We start from the raw sequence: 14,525 nt of genomic DNA on the forward strand, positions 1-14,525 counted from the left end.
TCTATTTTAGCTCTGGAGCAGATTCGCATGGCGACCCTTGGCCTCAATGACGTCAAAACGGGCAAGAAGATCCTTCACAACGGCGATCCCTGGGTCATCACCGAGGCGGACTTCATCAAGCCGGGCAAGGGCCAGGCGTTCACCCGCATCCGCATCCGCAACCTCAAGGACGGCCGCACCACCGAGCAGACGCTGAAGTCCAGCGACTCCTTCGAGGAAGCCGACGCCGTCGACACCGATGCCAGCTTCTCCTACGTGGAAGGCACCGGCAACGAGCGCGAGTGGGTGTTCATGCACTCCGAAACCTTCGAGCAATACCGCGCCAACCTGGCCGCCATGGGCGATGCCTGGAAGTGGCTGAAGGGCGACGAGGAATGCGTCATCACCCTCTTCAACGGCAACATCATCGCGGTGCAGGCGCCGAAGTTCGTCGAACTGAAGATCGTCGAGACCGACCCCGGCGTCCGCGGCGACACCTCGGGCGGCGGCGGCAAGCCGGCCACGCTGGAAACGGGTGCCGTGGTGCGCGTGCCGCTCTTCGTCAACCAGGACGAAGTGATCAAGGTCGACACCCGTACCGGCGAGTACGACAGCCGCGTCAAGTAAGGCCAGCAGTTCGCCCTCCATCGCGGCACGGCAGCCCCACGCGGGGCTCCCGTGCCGCTTTCGTATCGGCTCCCGACGTCCCCACCGAGAGGCCCAGATGAGCGCCAGCCCCACCGAAATCGATCTCCTCGTGGAGGCCCGTTGGGTCGTCCCCGTCGAGCCGCACGCCGTGGTTCTCGACGATCACGCCGTCGCCGTGCATGGGGGCGAGATCGTCGCCGTGCTGCCGATCGCCGAAGCGCGCGCCAGCTACGCACCGCGCGAGCGCGTCGTGCTCGACGAGCACGCGCTGATCCCCGGCCTCGTGAACGCGCACACGCACAATCCCATGACCCTGCTGCGCGGCCTCGCCGACGACATGCCGCTGATGACCTGGCTGCAGGAGCACATCTGGCCCGCGGAAGGCCGCGTGATGGGGCCGGACTTCATTCGTGACGGCGTGGAACTGGCCGTGGCGGAAATGATTCGCGGCGGCACCACGTGCGCCAACGAGAACTACTTCTTCCCCGACGTGATCGCGGCCACCTACCGCGCCATGGGCTTTCGCGCGGTGATCGGCCTGCCGGTGATCGATTTCCCCACCGCATGGGCCAAGACGTCCGACGAGTACTTCAGCCGCGCGCTGGAAGTGCACGACAGCCTGCGCGGCGAGCCGCTGCTCACCACGGCCTTCGTGCCGCATGCGCCGTACACGGTGTCCGACGAGAACTTCGAACGCATTCGCATGCTGGCCGACCAGCTCGACATTCCCGTGCATCTGCACACGCACGAAACCGCGCACGAAGTGGAAGAGGCCGTGGCGAAGGACGGCATCCGCCCGTTCCAGCGCCTGCAGAAGCTCGGGCTCGTGAACGACCGGCTCGTGGCCGTGCACATGACCCAGCTCACCGACGCGGAAATCGCGGCCTGCGCGAAGGCGGGGGTGTCGGTGGTGCATTGTCCTGAGTCCAATCTCAAGCTCGCGTCCGGCTTCTGCCCAGCCGAAAAACTGCGCGCGGCCGGTGTGAACGTGTGCATCGGCACCGACGGCTGCGCCTCCAACAACGACCTCGACATGTTCGGCGAAATGCGCACGGCAGCCCTGCTGGCCAAGGCCGTGGCGGGCAACGCGGCGGCGTTCGACGCGGCATACGCCTTGCGCGCCGCCACCCTCAACGGCGCGGCGGCCATCGGTCTCGGCGAGCGGGTGGGGTCGATCGAGCCCGGCAAGCGGGCCGACCTCACCGCCGTGCGTCTCGACGCGCTGGAAACGCAGCCGCTCTACCATGTGGCGTCGCAGCTCGTGTACGCCACGGGCCGGCATCAGGTCAGCGACGTCTGGATCGACGGGCGGCGCAAGCTTGCGTCCGGCGAACTCGTCGACATCGACACCGCCGCCATCCGTGCCAAGGCGCGCGCATGGCGGGAACGCATCGCCGCGGAGGACGCAGCATGAACGAACCCTTGCATCTCTACCTCGTGCTTGCCATGCGCACGCCCGACTTCCAGCCGGAGGCCGGCGAGAGCCACCAGGCCTTCCTGCAAGACCTGATCGAACAGGATCTGCTCGAACTCACAGGCCCGTTCACGGACGGCACCGGCGGTGCCTACATTCTGCGCGCCACGGATATGGCCACCGCCATGCAGCTTGCGCACAGCGACCCGCTGCACATCACCGGCTCGTCCACCCTCACGGTGCACGAGTGGCGCGTGCGCCGTCCCGGCAAAAAGGACTGACCATCATGCAAAACCAGTCGAACGTCAGCGCGGAGGAAATCGCCCGCTTCGAGAAGCTCGCCGCACGCTGGTGGGACCCGGACGGCGAATCGCGTCCGCTGCACGACCTGAATCCGGTACGCGCCGCGTACATCGCCGGCCACGCCGAACTGCGTGGCTCGAAGGTGGTGGACGTGGGTTGCGGCGGCGGCCTGCTCAGCGAAGCGCTGGCGCGCGCGGGAGCGAACGTCACGGCGATCGACCTCGGCGAGAAGCTGATCCAGATCGCGAAGCTGCACCTGTTCGAATCGAACCTGCAGGTGGATTACCGCGTGCAGTCGTCGACGGAACTCGCGGAAGCCGAGGCCGGCTCCTTCGACGTCGTCTGCTGCATGGAGATGATCGAGCATGTGCCCGATCCGCTGGCCCTCGTTCGCGACCTCTCGGCCATGCTCAAGCCGGGCGGTCAGCTGTTCCTCTCCACGCTCAACCGCACCCCCGCCGCGTTCGGTGCCGCCATCGTGGGCGCGGAATACCTCATGCGCCTGTTGCCGCGCGGCACGCACCATTACGCGCAGTTCCTGAAGCCTTCCGAGGTCGCGGCGATGCTGCGTCGTTTCGGGCTGGAACTCGAAGACCTGCAAGGCCTGGCTTACAACCCGCTCACGCGCAACGCGTCGCTGTCGCCGAACACCTCGGTGAACTACGTGCTCTCGGCGAGGAAAGCGGCGTGAGGGGCCTGCCGTTCAAGCCGGAAGGCGCGTTCTTCGATCTCGACGGCACGCTTCTGGACAGTGCGCAGGATCTCTACGCGGCGCTGCGCGTGCTGTGTGCGGAGCAGAGCATCGAGCCCCCGGCATACGAGAGCGTGCGCCCGGTCGTCTCGCGTGGATCGCGGGCCATCATCGGCAGCGGCTTTCCAGGCGCGAACGCGGACGACATCCTGAAGCTCGTGCCGCGCTACCTCGCCATCTACGAGGCAGCCATGGCCGAGGGAACCGTGCCCTTCGAAGGCGTCGAGGCGATGCTGGCCGGGCTCGATGCCGCGGGCATCCGCTGGGGTATCGTCACCAACAAGCCGGGATTTCTCACCGACGCCTTGCTGCCGCAGGCGATGCCGCACTGGAAGCCCGCCGCGGTGGTCTCCGGCGACACGCTGCCCGTGAAGAAGCCGGACCCGGCACCGGTACTGCACGCTTGCGCGCTGGCGGGATGCGATCCGTCGCGTTCGGTTTTCGTGGGCGACGACCGGCGCGACATCCTCGCTGGCAATGCGGCGGGCATGTTCACCGTGGCGGTTCGCTGGGGTTACCTGGACGGCGGCGATCCCGACAGCTGGGGTGCCGATGCGGTTCTGGACACGGCCGACGAACTGGCTGCCCTGCTGGGCGTGGGCGAGGTTCCGGCGTGACGGACGGTGCCACCCAGGGTTTCGTGGACAAATGGCTGGCGGTGCAGCCGCAGCAGCGGGTCGCGCTCGGCTTCGTCGACGAAAGTGTGCGCGACGAGCGGGTCGCGCTGGCCGCGCTGGAACAGGAGATCGTGGCGTCGGCTTACGGCATCCGCGAGCCGCAGGTGGCCGCGGCCAAGCTGCAATGGTGGGCGGAGGAACTCGCCGGGGCCCCGGCGAGCGGCGGCAGGCACCCCCTGACGAAGCTGCTGTTCGCTAGCGAAAGGGCGCGCGCCGTCCCCGGCGCCTTGTGGCTCGCACCCGTGCTCGCGGCCATGGCCCAGCTGGAACAGGGCACCGCGTCCGACTTCGCGGCCCAGGTCACGGCTTCCCGCGGCCTGCATGGCGCCATGGCCGAACTGGAGAACGCGTGGTGGTTCGGCGAATCCGCGCCGACGGAATCCGCGGCACGCGTCGCCACCCTCTCGCACCTCGTTTTCGCGCTGTCACGGCTGGAGCTGGATGCGGAGCGCGAGCGCCTGCCGCTGCCGATGGCCCGGCTGGCCCGCCATGCCCTGGCACGGGGCCAGTTGAAGGACGATTCCCCGGCACGCCGCGAGGCCCTGCGCGAGCAACTGGCGGAGTTGGCGGCCGGTCTTCGCGACGCGCTGGCGCTCGGCGAGCCCCTGAGCACCTTCCGGGGCCTGGAGGGGCGTACGTCGCTGGCCACGGCCGCCGCGGCCGCCAAGGCGGGGGAACCCTTCGCGGAGCTGCATCGCCGGCAGTCACGTTCCGGGCCCATGACGGCGATCCGCGCCTGGCTTTCGGCCCGACATGCAGGCCGATTTGGCTGAACGCACCGTTTCCCGGCACTAAGCATTGAGCCCCTTCCACCGATACCCCATCTCGGACACGGTAAGCCGGTCAATGGCACGTCCCTAAGGATCCTTCCCCGATGTACATCCACGACTCTCCCACCCGCCTGCTGCCCGATGTCGCCTCACAGGAGCACGCCCTGGCCATCGGCACCCTCGACTGGGTAGGCATGGATGGCATGGAAATGCCCGTGGCGTTCGACGCCGGCGACGGCGACGTGCGCTCCACCGGTGCCCGCGTGGGCGCCTTCGTGAACCTGACGAAGCCCGAAGCGCGCGGCATCCACATGTCGCGGCTCTATCTGCTGGTGTCCGAAGCGCTGTCGTCGGGCCCGCTGACCGCGGCAGGCATTCGGGCGCTGCTCGAATCGTTCCTTGCGTCACACGATGGCCTGTCGGACCACGCGCGCCTCACCGTCGGTTTCGAGCACCTCGTCCGGCGCCGCTCGTTGCGCAGCGACAACAGCGGCTGGCGCGCGTATCCGATCACGATCGACGCCACGCTCACCGGCAGCCAGTTCCGCATCGAGATCACCACCGACGTGGTGTATTCGTCCACCTGTCCCGCGTCGGCGGCGCTGTCCCGTCAGTTGATCCAGGACAACTTCGCGAAAACGTTCGCCGCCGACCAGCCGCTGGATCGCGAGACGATCCTGGCATGGCTGGGCACGGAGCAGGGCATCGTGGCCACGCCGCATGCCCAGCGCAGCACGGCCACCATTCGCGTGCGGCCGGCGGGCGACGGGGTCTTTCCGCTGATCGGCATGATCGACAACGTGGAAGCGGCCCTCGGGACGCCCGTGCAGACGGCGGTGAAGCGCGCCGACGAGCAGGCGTTCGCCCTCGCCAACGGACAGAACCTGATGTTCTGCGAAGACGCGGCCCGGCGCATCCAGAAGGCGCTGTCGAGCGATCCGAACATCGCCGACTTCCACCTGCGGGTGGCGCACCATGAAAGCCTGCATCCGCACGACGCGGTGGCCTTCGCCTCCAAGGTCCGCTGAAAGGCCTTTCGTGGGAGCCGGCTATGCCGGCGATCCCGCGGCAGCGGGCAACCTTGTCGTAAGCCCCATCGCCGCTGAAGCGGCTCCCATACCACGAGCTCTACTGGATCCCCGGCAGCAGCAGCGGATCCAGCCGTACGCCAAACCAGTTGAAGCCCCAGTGCAGGTGGGGCCCCGTGGCCCGCCCGGTCTTGCCGGCCGCGCCGAGCACCTGACCCTGGCGAACCCGCTGGCCCACCTTCACGTCGATCCGCGAGAGGTGCAGGAAGTTCGACGACAGGCCGAAACCGTGGTCGAGCAGCAGCGTGCCGCCGGTGAGGTAGAGGTCGGGCTTGGCGAAGGTGACCACGCCGGCGGCCGGCGCCTTCACCGGCGTGCCTTCGGGCACGGCGATGTCCATGCCCGAATGCGGTGCCTTGGGATCGCCGTTGTAGATGCGCTGGTTGCCGAAGCGCCCGCTGATGCGGCCCGTCACCGGCCAGATGAACCCTTGCGCGAAATCCTCCCGCGCGTCGTCGCGATCGCGCGCGGCGACCACTTCGGCCTGCTCGCGCGCGATGCGGGCGGCGATGGCCGGCGGCGGGTTCACGGTTTTCGGGGGTACGCCGTTCACCCGCTCCACCGGCCAGTCGCGCGGGGTGACGGCCAGCCGCCGGCGGTCATTGCCGATGGCGACGTCGACGGGACCTTGCTCATCCCTTCCGACGCCGAAGACGAACACGCCGTCGGCGCCCACGCGAACCGGTTTGCCTGCCACGGTCACATGCTGGCCGGGCGTGGCGTGCCCGACGACCAGCGCGCCTTGGGAAACGCTTTCAGGCAGCGAGGCGGTGCTGGCCAGGGCGGGAGCGGACAACAGGAGCGCGGCGAGCGCGCTTGAGAATGTCCTCATCGATCAAAAGCCAACCGCTGGCCGCGAACCGTGTCGTCCACCGTCGTGCCGTCGAACACGCGGCGTCCGTTGACGAACGTCGACGCGATGCTGCTGCTGAACGTGGTGCCCTCGAACGGGGACCAGCCGCATTTGGACAGCACCTCTTCGCGGGTGACCGTGTGCTTGCGCTTCGGGTCCACCAGGACGAGGTCGGCGGCATAGCCTTCGCGGAGGAATCCGCGGTTAGCCACGTCGAACAGCTTCGCGGGCGCGTGGCATACGGTTTCGACCACGCGTTCGAGCGTGAGCTTGCCTTCGAACACGCGCTCGAGCGCCGCCTGCAGGGCGAACTGCACGAGGGGGAGGCCTGAAGGCGCCTTGTCGTACTTCTGTGCCTTCTCTTCAAGCAGGTGCGGCGCATGGTCGGTGGCGAGGACGTCGAGACGGCCTTCGGCCAACGCTTTCGTGATGGCCTCCCGGTCGGCTTCATCCTTGATCGCCGGGTTGCACTTGATGAGGAAACCCTTCTCGTCGTAATCGGCCTTGCCGCCGAAATGAAGGAAGTGCACGCAGGTTTCCGCCGTGATCCGCTTGCCTTCGATCGGGCCCGGCTCGAACAGGGCGAGCTCGTCGGCGGTGGAGATGTGCAGGACGTGCAGCCGGGTGTTGTGTTTCTTCGCCAGCGATATCGCGAGGCGCGTCGACTTGATGCAGGCTTCGCGCGAACGGATGTGCGGATGTTCCCAGGCGGGGATGTCCTCGCCGTACTTCTCGTGCGCCTTCGCAAGGTTGGCGTCGATCATCGGCGTGTCTTCGCAGTGCGTGATGATGGGCGTGGGCGCGTCACGGAAGATGTGGTCGAGCGTCTCCGGGTTGTCCACCAGCATGTTGCCTGTGGACGCACCCATGAACACCTTGATGCCGGGCGCGCTTTTCGGGTCGAGCGCGCGGATGGCCTCGAGGTTGTCGTTGCTGGCACCGAGGTAGAAGGCGTAGTTCACCACCGAGGTTTCCGCCGCGCGGGCGTACTTCGCTTCCAGCGATTCGCGGTCGAGCGCGGGCGGCTTAGTGTTCGGCATTTCCATGAAGCTGGTGATGCCGCCGGCGGCGCAGGCGCGCGATTCGTGCGCGATGTCGGCTTTCTGGGTGAGGCCGGGCTCGCGGAAGTGCACCTGGTCGTCGATCATGCCGGGCATCAGCCAGAGTCCCGTGGCGTCGATAACCTGTTCGTCACGGTTTCTTTCCAGGCCCTGCGAGATCGTTTCGATTTTTCCGCCGCGCACGCGCACGTCCGCGATGAAGCGTCGGCCTTCGTTGATCAGTTCCGCGTTCTGGATGAGCCAGGCGTCAGTCATGGGTATGTGCTCCTTGGGCGCCGCAGCGGCGCAGGACGAAGTGTTCCGGCACGGGATCGAGACCGCCCTCGCACAGCGGCTGGCAGCGCAGGATGCGCCACGCGGCGAGCATGCCGCCGCGCGCGGGCCCGAAGCGCGCTATGGCAACCCGTGCATAATCGGAACAGGATGGATGGAAGCGGCAGCGTGTCCCGAGCATCGGGCTCAGCCACCGCTTGTAGAGGGACAGCAGGAATAGGAGGAGGCGGGTCACTGTGTGTCCGGTATCGACCGGCATAGGCCAGCGGACAGTATCCCAGAAGACCGAGGCCTGTTTGCATGCGAATAGTGTAAACAGGCCCTAGGTTGCTGGGGTAACGCATCTGGGCTATAACACCCCGCCGCCACGGCCACCGAGGTGAAGGAAATGGCGAAAAACGCTCGTAGTTCCGCAACCGCCAAGGGACCCGCCAAGAAGGGCGGAGCCGGCGACGTGAAGAAAGCCAAGACGGTAGCGGTCACGAAGACGACCAAGGCACCGGCCAAGACGGCGCCGCGAGCGGCGGCGAAGTCGCCGACGAAGGCTGCTGCCAAGGCGGCCCCGAAGAAGGCCGCCCCTGCGCCGGCGAAGAAAGCCGTGGCCAAATCGGCAGCGAAGACGCCCGCGAAGGCGGCTCCTGCCAAGAAAGCGCCGACAAAGGCTCCGGCCAAGGCCGCTGCGCCTAAGCCCGCCGCGAAGGCAGCGGCCAAAGCTGCGCCGGCCGTGGCCAAGAAGGCGGCGCCCGCCGCCGTCGTGAAGAAGGCCCCCGCGGCACCTGTAAAGACACCTGCTCCGGCGCCTGCGCCGGCAGCTAAGAAAACCGCAACGGCCATCCCCGTCGCCGCGTCCCCCACGGGTCGCACGGCTTCGTCCGTTGCCACCGCGTCACCACGGACAGCGTCCGCGGTGGGCGGCACCACCCCATCCAGAAACGAGAAGTCCGCGCAAGCCAGCATGAACAGCACTGCCTCCAATACCGCCGACAACGGCATCACGCGCGAAGACGGCCGCTATGCGCTGCCCGCTTCCACCATCATCGACCTGCCCAAGGGTTACCGGCCGAGCGACGACGAGGAGTACATGAATCCTCGCCACCTGGCCTATTTCCGCAACAAGCTCAAGGAATGGCGCGAGCAACTGGTGGAAGAATCCCGCCAGACCATGGACAACCTCCGCGAAGAAGTCCGCGATGTGGGCGACGAAGCCGAGCGTGCCACGCGCGAGACCGAAAACTCGCTCGAACTGCGCACCCGCGACCGCTACCGCAAGCTCATTTCCAAGATCGACAAGGCCCTGCGCCGCATCGAGGAAGGCCGGTACGGCTACTGCGAGGAAACCGACGAGGAAATCGGCGTCGATCGTCTCGATGCCCGACCCATCGCCACGCTGTCCCTGGATGCCCAGGAGCGCCGCGAGCACCTGCAGAAGCAGATGGGCGACTGAACGGCCTTTCCGGTACCCGGAAACGAAAAGCCCCGCGATGCGGGGCTTTTTTTCATGGTTATTTCGCGGCCAGCGCTTCCGCGGCGTATGCCTTCAACTTCGCCAGCATCGCCGCCAGGCCGTTCGAGCGGGTGGGGGAGAGGTGCTTCGCCAGGCCTATCTCCTGGATGAAGGCGGGCTCCGTTTCCACGATCTCCCGCGCGGAGCGGTCCGAGTAGACACGCAGCACCAGCGCGATCAATCCCGACACGATGGCGGAATCGCTCGCCGCGTCGAAATGCATCCGCGAGGCGTTGCCCGAGGGGATCAGCCACACCATGGACTGGCAGCCGTGCACCCGGTTTTCTTCCGTCTTGCGCTCGTCGGGGAACGGGGGGAGCTGGCGCCCCAGGTCGATGAGGTATTGGTAGCGTTCGGTCCAGTCGCCGAAGAACGCGAATTCCTCGGCGATCGCAGCCTGAGCCTCCGCTGCGCTCGTTTCCACCGGTGCGTTCATGCCTTCACCACGCTCCAGCGCGTGCCCTGGGCGCTGTCTTCGATCGCGATGCCCAGATCCTTGAGCTGGTCGCGAATGGCGTCGGAGCGCGCGAAGTCCTTCGCCGCACGAGCCGCCCTGCGTTCCTCCAGAAGCGCTTCGATGGCATCGGTGTCGATCGCTTCGCCGGTGTTGCCCTGGCGGAACCAGACTTCGGGATCTTGCTGAAGCAGGCCCAGGAGCGCGCCACCACCGAGGAGGGCGGCCTTGGCGGCAGGGCGCTCATCGCCCGTGGCGCGGCGAGCGGCGTCCGCCAGGTGCGACAGTTCGGCCAGGGCCTGCGGGGTATTGAGGTCGTCGCACAGCGCCGCTTCCACCGCCGCCGGCACGGTCGGCTCGCTTGCGTCCACATCGGCCATGTCGCGCAGCGCGCCGTACCAGCCGTCCAGCGTGCGCACGGCCTGTGTCATGGCGGCGTCGGACCAGTCCAGCGGCTGCCGGTAATGGCCGCGCAGCAGCATCAGGCGCAACGCCTCGCCCGGATGCTGCCGCAGCAGCTCGTGCAGCTGGAGCACATTGCCCAGCGACTTCGACATCTTCCGCCCGTCGAAGGTGAGCATGCCGTTGTGCAGCCAGTACCGGGCGAACGGACGCCCGCCGTGGGCACAGACGCTCTGGGCGATCTCGTTCTCGTGGTGCGGGAAGGTGAGGTCCACCCCACCGGCATGGATGTCGATGGTGTCGCCCAGATGGGCTTCGCTCATGGCCGAGCACTCGATGTGCCAGCCCGGCCGGCCGCGACCCCAGGGGCTGTCCCAGCCCGGCTGCGTGGCGTCTGAAGGTTTCCAGAGGACGAAGTCCCCCGGGCTCTTCTTATAGGGCGCCACTTCCACGCGGGCGCCGGCCAGCAGTTCGTCGGGATCGCGACCCGAGAGCGCGCCGTAGGCCGGGAAGGACTCGACGTGGAACAGAACATGCCCCTGTGCCTCGTAGGCATGGCCGCCGGCGATGAGCCGCTCGATCATGGCCACGATCTGCGGAATGTGGGCCGTGGCGTGCGGCTCCACGTCCGGGGGGGCGACACCGAGCCGCGCGATGTCTTCGCGGTACGCCTGGGCGTAGCGTTCGGTGATCTGGGCAATGGGCACGCCGGCCTCGGCCGCGGCCGCATTGATCTTGTCGTCCACGTCGGTGATGTTGCGAGCGAAGACGAGCTTCGGGTAATGCCGACGGATGAGCCGGGTGAGCACGTCGAAAACGACGGCCGGGCGGGCGTTGCCGATATGGATGTAGTTGTAGACCGTGGGTCCGCAGAGGTACATCGTCACCCGTTCGGGATCGAGCGGAACGAACGCCTCCGTGCGGCGCGACAAGGTGTTGTAGAGCGAGATCGGCATCGGCAGTCCGTGAGTGCTGCGGGGGTGCAAGTGTCCAGTCCGGGATAGTACCAAGGGCGGCCGGGGAAGCGGCCTACGCGCGGGCGCGAATTTGGTTGACACGGGCATGCATCTTACGCCCGGGCTTTCTAAGCGTGGATTCAGCGTGAACTTGCTGAAATGCATGCCAGTAGGCGCGCTCTTGCGCCTGGCTGGAGGTTCTCCTACATGTCTCGCCTGCTTATCCCCGCGCTCGTTCTCGCGGTCTTCGCTACCGGTGCCCAAGCCCAGGACGGTCGATACGGTCCTCCGGGTCCGGGCCCCGACGACAACACCCATTACGGGTGGGCCGACGTGCTGCGCGTGGATCCCGTCTACGGCGTCGCCCGTGTCGAAACGCCGCGCCAGGAGTGCTACGACCAGCCGGTGGTTCGCCAGGAGTCCAGCGGCAACAGCACCGCAGGCACCATCCTCGGGGCCGTCGTCGGTGGCGTGCTGGGCAACACCGTCGGCAAGGGCGACGGCCGCAAGGCCGCCACCGTGGCCGGCGCGGTGGCCGGCGGTGCCGTGGGCAACAGCATTTCCCACCGCGGCGACCGCACGTACGAAGGCACCGAAACCCGCTGCCGCGACGTCAGCACGGTATCCGAGCAGCGCCGCATCGCCGGCTACGACGTGGAATACCGCTACCGCGGCGAGGTCTACGTGTCCCGCCTCAACTACGACCCGGGCGAGCGCCTGCGCGTCCGCGTGAGCGTGTCGCCGGCCGACTGAGTCGGCGACACCGCTGGGGGAGCCGGCTATGCCGGCGATCCCGCGGCAGCGGGCCTGCCTGCCGAGAGCCCCATCGCCGCTGAAGCGGCTCCCACATCCCCCCTGTTGCGCGCCGCAGCAATCCACGGCATGATCGCCGTTCCACCTGCCCAGGCTCATCCGTGTCCCACGCCGTCTACACCGCCATCATCCTGACCAGCGCCCGCATGGCCGCCGGGATGACGTCGCGTGCTCGTCGACCGTACATCGGACCCATTGCCGGGTAGGCTGTCGCGCGCGTTTCATTCGTATCGACTAAAAACCCGGCCATGTGCCGGGTTTTTTCGTTTCCGCCCACCCCTTTCCACGGCCCCCGGGCCACCTGCCGATCCGGATCGCCATGACCCTTCGCCATTTCCTCTCCACCCAGGACTACAGCCGCGCCGAACTCGACGCCCTGCTCGAGCAGGCCGCCGAGTTCAAGCGGTCGCCGCAGGGCCGTCAACTGGCAGGCAAATCCATCGCGCTGCTGTTCTTCAATTCGTCCATGCGCACGCGCACCAGCTTCGAACTGGGCGCCTTCCAGCTGGGTGGCCACGCCGTGGTCCTCTCCCCCGGCAAGGACGCGTGGCCGATCGAGTTCGAGGTCGGCGCGGTGATGGACGGCGAGACCGAGGAGCACATCGCCGAAGTGGCGCGCGTGCTGTCGCGCTACGTGGACCTGATCGGTGTGCGGGCCTTTCCCAAGTTCGTCGACTGGTCGGTGGACCGCCAGGACAAGGTGCTTGCCGCCTTCGCCCAATACGCCACCGTGCCCGTGATCAACCTGGAAACCATCACCCATCCCTGCCAGGAGCTGGCCCATGCGCTGGCCCTCAAGGAACACCTGGGCGATCTGCAGAACCGCAAGTACGTCCTCACCTGGACCTACCACCCGAAACCGTTGAACACGGCCGTCGCCAATTCTGCGCTGCTGATCGCCACGAAGATGGGCATGGACGTAACCCTGTTGTGCCCGACTCCCGAATACGTGCTCGACGAGCGCTACATGGAGTTCGCCCGCGCCAACGCGCGCGAGAACGGCGGTTCGCTCCAGGTATCGCACGACATCGAATCGGCCTATCGCGGCGCGGACGTCGTGTATGCAAAGAGCTGGGGCGCCATCCCGTATTTCGGCCGCTGGGACGAAGAGAAGGCAATTCGCGATGCGAACCGGCACTTCATCGTCGACGAGGCCAAGATGGCGCTCACCAACAACGGGCTTTTCAGTCACTGCCTGCCACTTCGCCGGAACATCAAGGCCACCGACGCCGTGATGGACTCGCCCGCCTGCATCGCCATCGACGAAGCCGAAAACCGCCTGCACGTGCAGAAGGCGGTTATGGCCTCGCTCGTTTCGCACTCCTGATTCGTCTCTTCCTTCGGTCCACGCCTTCTTCGGAGCCCGCATGTCCAGCAAAGATATCGTCCTCGCCTTTTCCGGCGGCCTCGACACCAGCTTCTGCGTCCCCTACCTGATCGAGCGCGGCTACGCCGTGCATACCGTGTTTGTGGATACCGGCGGCGTCTCCGCCGACGAGCGCGAGTACATCGAGCAGCGCGCAACGGAACTCGGCGCCGCTTCGCACCGCACGGTGGACGCCGCGCAGGCGATCTGGGACAGCTTCGTCACGCCGCTGATCTGGGCCGGCGAGTTCTACCAGGGCCAGTATCCGCTGCTGGTGTCGGACCGCTACCTCATCGTGAAGGCGTCGCTGGAACGTTGCGACGAACTCGGCACGAAGTTCTTCGCGCACGGCTGCACGGGCATGGGCAACGACCAGGTGCGCTTCGACCTCACGGTGAAGGCCCTGGGCGACTACACCATCGTGGCGCCGATTCGCGAGATCCAGCGCGAGCACACGCAGGTGCGCGCGTACGAACAGAAGTACCTCGAAGACAAGGGTTTCGAGGTTCGCGCCAAGACGAAGCACTACACCATCAACGAGAACGTCCTCGGCGTCACGATTTCCGGCGGCGAGATCGACGCCTGGGAGATCCCGGGCGAGGGCGCGGTCGCCTGGTGCGCCCCGCGCGCCGAATGGCCGTCGGAGCCGTTGCGCATCGAACTGGGCTTCGAGCAGGGCACCGCGGTGTCGCTCAACGGCAAGGCGGCGTCGGGCCCCGAGATCCTCGCTTTCCTGAACCGCGAGCTGGCGAAGTATGGCGTCGGCCGCAGCATGTACACCGGGGACACGAACATCGGCCTGAAGGGCCGCATCGTGTTCGAGGCACCCGCGCTCACCGCGCTCCTCACGGCGCATCGCGCGCTGGAGGAAACCGTGCTGTCGAAGCAGCAGAACCGCTTCAAGCCGGAGATCGGCCGCAAGTGGACCGAGGTGGCCTACGAGGGCTTCTTCAACGACCCGATCAAGGCCGACCTGGAAGCCTTCCTCGTGTCCACTCAGCGCAAGGTCGACGGCAAGGTGATCGTCGAGACGCGCGGCGGCACCGTGTATGCGGTGAAGGTCGAGTCGAAGCACATCCTCCAGTCGTCGAAAGCCACCTACGCCCAGGCGGCCGACTGGGGCGTGGCCGAGGCGGAAGGTTTCATCAAGCTCTACGGCATGAGCTCCACGCTCTGGGCCGAAGTCGATCGAGCCAACGGAAAATAAGAGAAC

The 14,525-nt window shown here is 67.1% G+C and carries 16 protein-coding genes; 11 read left to right on the plus strand and 5 right to left on the minus strand.

The features are described from left to right. Positions 1 to 27 precede the first annotated feature (27 nt). The 7 genes from efp to folE2 all read left to right on the plus strand — a co-directional run bounded on the left by efp (position 28) and on the right by folE2 (position 5,570). Positions 28 to 606 carry an elongation factor P gene (efp, locus tag FHS47_RS09385; protein WP_167026093.1) on the plus strand — a complete coding sequence of 193 codons (579 nt, stop codon included), beginning with the start codon at positions 28 to 30 and terminating at the stop codon, positions 604 to 606. 97 nt (positions 607 to 703) lie between these two features. Further along, positions 704 to 2,041 carry a TRZ/ATZ family hydrolase gene (locus FHS47_RS09390; protein WP_167026096.1) on the plus strand — a complete coding sequence of 446 codons (1,338 nt, stop codon included), beginning with the start codon at positions 704 to 706 and terminating at the stop codon, positions 2,039 to 2,041. Continuing rightward, complete coding sequence (locus tag FHS47_RS09395) at positions 2,038 to 2,322, plus strand: YciI family protein (RefSeq protein WP_208381884.1); 285 nt, start codon at positions 2,038 to 2,040, stop codon at positions 2,320 to 2,322. Before FHS47_RS09390 ends, FHS47_RS09395 begins: the two co-directional genes overlap by 4 nt. Before the next feature lie 5 nt (positions 2,323 to 2,327). Continuing rightward, positions 2,328 to 3,035, plus strand: coding sequence for a bifunctional 2-polyprenyl-6-hydroxyphenol methylase/3-demethylubiquinol 3-O-methyltransferase UbiG (gene ubiG / locus FHS47_RS09400; protein ID WP_167026099.1), 708 nt, complete (start codon positions 2,328 to 2,330; stop codon positions 3,033 to 3,035). Then, positions 3,032 to 3,712 (plus strand): HAD-IA family hydrolase, encoded by a 681-nt coding sequence (locus FHS47_RS09405; protein ID WP_167026102.1) that lies wholly within the window; start codon positions 3,032 to 3,034, stop codon positions 3,710 to 3,712. The genes ubiG and FHS47_RS09405 overlap by 4 nt, the downstream gene beginning before the upstream one ends. Then, on the plus strand, positions 3,709 to 4,545 hold the full coding sequence (locus FHS47_RS09410) for a squalene/phytoene synthase family protein (RefSeq protein WP_167026105.1): 837 nt from the start codon (positions 3,709 to 3,711) through the stop codon (positions 4,543 to 4,545). The genes FHS47_RS09405 and FHS47_RS09410 overlap by 4 nt, the downstream gene beginning before the upstream one ends. Before the next feature lie 101 nt (positions 4,546 to 4,646). Next, on the plus strand, positions 4,647 to 5,570 hold the full coding sequence (gene folE2 / locus FHS47_RS09415) for a GTP cyclohydrolase FolE2 (RefSeq protein ID WP_167026106.1): 924 nt from the start codon (positions 4,647 to 4,649) through the stop codon (positions 5,568 to 5,570). A 100-nt stretch (positions 5,571 to 5,670) separates the two neighbouring features. Here folE2 and FHS47_RS09420 read toward each other — a convergent pair whose 3' ends face one another. The 3 genes from FHS47_RS09420 to yidD are packed head-to-tail and all read right to left on the minus strand — an operon-like array spanning position 5,671 to position 8,076. Continuing rightward, the gene (locus tag FHS47_RS09420; protein ID WP_167026109.1) at positions 5,671 to 6,462 is read right to left on the minus strand and encodes a M23 family metallopeptidase; all 792 of its coding nucleotides are present in this window, start codon (positions 6,460 to 6,462) and stop codon (positions 5,671 to 5,673) included. Next, positions 6,459 to 7,799 (minus strand): dihydroorotase, encoded by a 1,341-nt coding sequence (locus tag FHS47_RS09425; RefSeq protein ID WP_167026112.1) that lies wholly within the window; start codon positions 7,797 to 7,799, stop codon positions 6,459 to 6,461. Before FHS47_RS09425 ends, FHS47_RS09420 begins: the two co-directional genes overlap by 4 nt. After that, positions 7,792 to 8,076, minus strand: coding sequence for a membrane protein insertion efficiency factor YidD (gene yidD / locus FHS47_RS09430; RefSeq protein WP_167026114.1), 285 nt, complete (start codon positions 8,074 to 8,076; stop codon positions 7,792 to 7,794). Before yidD ends, FHS47_RS09425 begins: the two co-directional genes overlap by 8 nt. Positions 8,077 to 8,205: 129 nt before the next feature. Here yidD and dksA point away from each other — a divergent pair, with 129 nt between their 5' ends. Then, positions 8,206 to 9,261, plus strand: a complete 1,056-nt coding sequence (gene dksA / locus FHS47_RS19765) for an RNA polymerase-binding protein DksA (RefSeq protein ID WP_167026117.1) — start codon at positions 8,206 to 8,208, stop codon at positions 9,259 to 9,261. A gap of 58 nt (positions 9,262 to 9,319) precedes the next feature. Here the strand turns inward: dksA and FHS47_RS09440 are convergent, their stop codons facing one another. Then, positions 9,320 to 9,757: a SufE family protein gene (locus FHS47_RS09440; protein ID WP_167026120.1), complete on the minus strand. Its 438-nt coding sequence runs from the start codon at positions 9,755 to 9,757 to the stop codon at positions 9,320 to 9,322. Beyond that, positions 9,754 to 11,133 (minus strand): cysteine--tRNA ligase, encoded by a 1,380-nt coding sequence (gene cysS / locus FHS47_RS09445; RefSeq protein WP_167026122.1) that lies wholly within the window; start codon positions 11,131 to 11,133, stop codon positions 9,754 to 9,756. The genes FHS47_RS09440 and cysS overlap by 4 nt, the downstream gene beginning before the upstream one ends. Positions 11,134 to 11,340: 207 nt before the next feature. On the opposite strand from cysS, the gene FHS47_RS09450 reads away from it, so the two are divergent. The 3 genes from FHS47_RS09450 (at position 11,341) to FHS47_RS09460 (ending at position 14,519) form a co-directional block, all read left to right on the plus strand. Next, positions 11,341 to 11,886, plus strand: coding sequence for a glycine zipper 2TM domain-containing protein (locus FHS47_RS09450; protein ID WP_167026125.1), 546 nt, complete (start codon positions 11,341 to 11,343; stop codon positions 11,884 to 11,886). Between the two features lie 379 nt (positions 11,887 to 12,265). Next, positions 12,266 to 13,273, plus strand: a complete 1,008-nt coding sequence (locus FHS47_RS09455) for an N-acetylornithine carbamoyltransferase (RefSeq protein ID WP_167026127.1) — start codon at positions 12,266 to 12,268, stop codon at positions 13,271 to 13,273. 40 nt (positions 13,274 to 13,313) lie between these two features. Beyond that, positions 13,314 to 14,519, plus strand: coding sequence for an argininosuccinate synthase (locus tag FHS47_RS09460; RefSeq protein ID WP_167026130.1), 1,206 nt, complete (start codon positions 13,314 to 13,316; stop codon positions 14,517 to 14,519). Positions 14,520 to 14,525: the final 6 nt, after the last annotated feature.

The organism is Luteibacter sp. SG786, assembly GCF_011759605.1.
Lineage (GTDB): Bacteria > Pseudomonadota > Gammaproteobacteria > Xanthomonadales > Rhodanobacteraceae > Luteibacter.

Bases quoted from the DNA above. Each gene is read 5' to 3' on its own strand.
- efp (WP_167026093.1), top strand. From the start codon at position 28: ATGGCGACCCTTGGCCTCAATGACGTCAAAACGGGCAAGAAGATCCTT.
- FHS47_RS09390 (WP_167026096.1), top strand. From the start codon at position 704: ATGAGCGCCAGCCCCACCGAAATCGATCTCCTCGTGGAGGCCCGTTGG.
- FHS47_RS09395 (WP_208381884.1), top strand. From the start codon at position 2,038: ATGAACGAACCCTTGCATCTCTACCTCGTGCTTGCCATGCGCACGCCC.
- ubiG (WP_167026099.1), top strand. From the start codon at position 2,328: ATGCAAAACCAGTCGAACGTCAGCGCGGAGGAAATCGCCCGCTTCGAG.
- folE2 (WP_167026106.1), top strand. From the start codon at position 4,647: ATGTACATCCACGACTCTCCCACCCGCCTGCTGCCCGATGTCGCCTCA.
- FHS47_RS09420 (WP_167026109.1), bottom strand. From the start codon at position 6,462: ATGAGGACATTCTCAAGCGCGCTCGCCGCGCTCCTGTTGTCCGCTCCC.
- FHS47_RS09425 (WP_167026112.1), bottom strand. From the start codon at position 7,799: ATGACTGACGCCTGGCTCATCCAGAACGCGGAACTGATCAACGAAGGC.
- yidD (WP_167026114.1), bottom strand. From the start codon at position 8,076: ATGCCGGTCGATACCGGACACACAGTGACCCGCCTCCTCCTATTCCTG.
- dksA (WP_167026117.1), top strand. From the start codon at position 8,206: ATGGCGAAAAACGCTCGTAGTTCCGCAACCGCCAAGGGACCCGCCAAG.
- FHS47_RS09440 (WP_167026120.1), bottom strand. From the start codon at position 9,757: ATGAACGCACCGGTGGAAACGAGCGCAGCGGAGGCTCAGGCTGCGATC.
- cysS (WP_167026122.1), bottom strand. From the start codon at position 11,133: ATGCCGATCTCGCTCTACAACACCTTGTCGCGCCGCACGGAGGCGTTC.
- FHS47_RS09450 (WP_167026125.1), top strand. From the start codon at position 11,341: ATGTCTCGCCTGCTTATCCCCGCGCTCGTTCTCGCGGTCTTCGCTACC.
- FHS47_RS09455 (WP_167026127.1), top strand. From the start codon at position 12,266: ATGACCCTTCGCCATTTCCTCTCCACCCAGGACTACAGCCGCGCCGAA.
- FHS47_RS09460 (WP_167026130.1), top strand. From the start codon at position 13,314: ATGTCCAGCAAAGATATCGTCCTCGCCTTTTCCGGCGGCCTCGACACC.